Here is a 2,443-nt window from a genome sequence, read left to right on the forward strand (position 1 = left end):
TTGAGAAATGTTGATAAGAGCAATAGCCAAACACCAGCTTCTCCTTCGGATCCAGCTCAGTCTGGGACAAGCCCTGTGACTCCACCATCTGCTACAAGAAATCGAAGAACTCCTCCGCGCCGTACTCGTAGAAGTGTAGGATTTGTAGGGAATTCCCAAACAGGTACAACTCCATCGGCTGTAGACAAGTCAGAACTTCGTACTCTGATAGAGGATCTGGAACGCCGCTTGAAAGAGTTAGCAGGTCTATCTCCTGAAGCACTTGAGGAAGCACAGCGTATCTTGGGAGAGGCGCAAGCAGCTCTTGCTAATGAAAACTTAACAGAACAAGAATTGGCAGACCTCCTTGCTAAAGTTAGACAGGCTCTCAATTCTCTACAAGTTGCCACATCAGCTGATAAGAGTCAGTCTGCGTCATACTCTAATAAAGAAGCAGAAAGCACCAAAGAAGCTAAAAATGCGACAGAAGTCCCTCTATATGGTGTCTTAGGAGCTGCAGTTCTTTCTCTTCTAGGAGCTCTCCTCTTTGCAGTAGCTCGTAAAAAATCCTCTCAACTAGATAAGCTTTCAAGAGAATTGAATCAGCTTGTAGTTGAGCTAGAGGCTAGCGACAAGGACAAAAAAGTTCTAAACAAGGCTAAGAAATTAGCTGATGAAGCACGACTCTTTGTAGATAGCCATCAAAAAGATTCTCAAAAAGAATCAGAACTAATTTCTGAAATCACGACTGTTCTCAGTCAACTCAAAGAAGAAGTCTAGTTTTGAAGAAAACACTACTTTCAGGAACTGAGTGAGTAGCTTTGTAGTTATGATGAGGAAATAATAAAATCTCCAGATTAGGAACCGTCAATGAGTTCTCTAGTCTGGAGATTTTTCAATATACTTCATTATTGGGGGATTACAAATAGTCGGATGTTTTTTTGATTTTTTACGAATAAATAGATGACTAGAAAAAGAAATGGAGTTATTTATGAAAATCACAAACTATGAAATCTATAAGTTAAAAAAATCAGGTTTGAGCAATCAACAGATTTTGAATGTCCTAGAATACGGTGAAAATGTTGATCAAGAACTGTTGTTAGGTGATATTGCAGATATATCAGGTTGCCGAAATCCAGCCGTTTTTATGGAACGTTATTTTCAGATAGATGATTCGCATTTGGAGAAAGAATTTCAAAAATTTCCATCTTTCTCTATTTTAGACGACTGTTATCCTTGGGATTTGAGTGAAATATACGACGCGCCTGTACTTTTATTTTACAAGGGAAATCTTGACCTCTTGAAATTCCCGAAGGTAGCAGTCGTAGGAAGTCGTGCTTGTAGCAAACAGGGAGCTAAGTCAGTTGAAAAAGTCATTCAGGGCTTGGAAAATGAACTGGTTATCGTCAGTGGATTAGCCAAGGGCATTGACACAGCAGCTCATATGGCAGCTCTTCAGAATGGCGGAAAAACCATTGCAGTGATTGGAACAGGACTGGATGTGTTTTATCCTAAAGCCAATAAACGTTTGCAAGACTACATCGGCAATGACCATCTGGTTCTTAGTGAATATGGACCTGGTGAACAACCTCTAAAATTTCATTTTCCTGCCCGTAATCGCATCATTGCTGGACTTTGTCGAGGTGTGATTGTAGCAGAGGCTAAGATGCGCTCAGGTAGTCTCATTACCTGTGAGCGAGCAATGGAAGAAGGGCGCGATGTCTTTGCTATTCCTGGTAGCATTTTAGATGGACTATCAGACGGTTGTAATCATTTGATTCAAGAAGGGGCAAAATTGGTCACCAGTGGGCAGGATGTTCTTGCGGAATTTGAATTTTAAAAATGACCTAAGCTAGAATTTTGAGAAAAACTCAATTTCAAGATAAAATGAAGTAAATATCCCCACAATAAAACGCATAGTATCAGGTGTTGATCACTTGATCTTATGCGTTTTTTCTAAGTGAATCAGTAGAGTGGAGGACTTTTCTCATAGGAAGGAAAGCAATTTAGTGTGATTGAGAAAGGAGAGTTGCTTGTGACTAATCTTGGTCAGCTTATTATCAGGGAGCAGTATCGTCTCAAGTATTGCCAGTAAGGAAAAATAAATTCTTCAAAAGTAGAGATTACAAGGCTTGTTTAAGAAAGAATTCAAAGACCTTGACAGATAAAAATAAAATGGTTATTATAAAAAATGGTCTGAAATTTATGATGATACTCTTAGAAAATCTTTTTAAATCAGCTCAGCTTTGCCTTGCTGTGTTTTGAGCAAGCTACGGTGAGCTTCCGAGTTTGATTTTCATTTACTAGAAATGAAGCTGATGAGAGATAGCAGTAGATATTTGCGTCAGGATGTGATGGAAAATGATAAAAAGACCTCATGAGATTGGCATATCAGACTACTAAAGTATTGAGTTTGTTAGGATTTTATACTCAATGAAAATTAAAGAGCAAACTAGGAAGCTAG

At 38.8% G+C, this 2,443-nt stretch carries 1 protein-coding gene and 1 pseudogene; both read left to right on the forward strand.

Going from position 1 to position 2,443, the window contains the following annotated elements; translation table 11 throughout:
- Positions 1–759 (forward strand): annotated as a pseudogene (locus tag HT730_RS09840) (hypothetical protein); the annotation flags it as partial.
- Positions 760–970: 211 nt separating this feature from the next.
- On the forward strand, positions 971–1,819 hold the full coding sequence (dprA, locus tag HT730_RS09845; RefSeq protein WP_173307485.1) for a DNA-processing protein DprA: 849 nt from the start codon (positions 971–973) through the stop codon (positions 1,817–1,819).
- Positions 1,820–2,443 lie beyond the last annotated feature (624 nt).

The organism is Streptococcus sp. k-628, from assembly GCF_013277475.1.
Lineage (GTDB): Bacteria > Bacillota > Bacilli > Lactobacillales > Streptococcaceae > Streptococcus.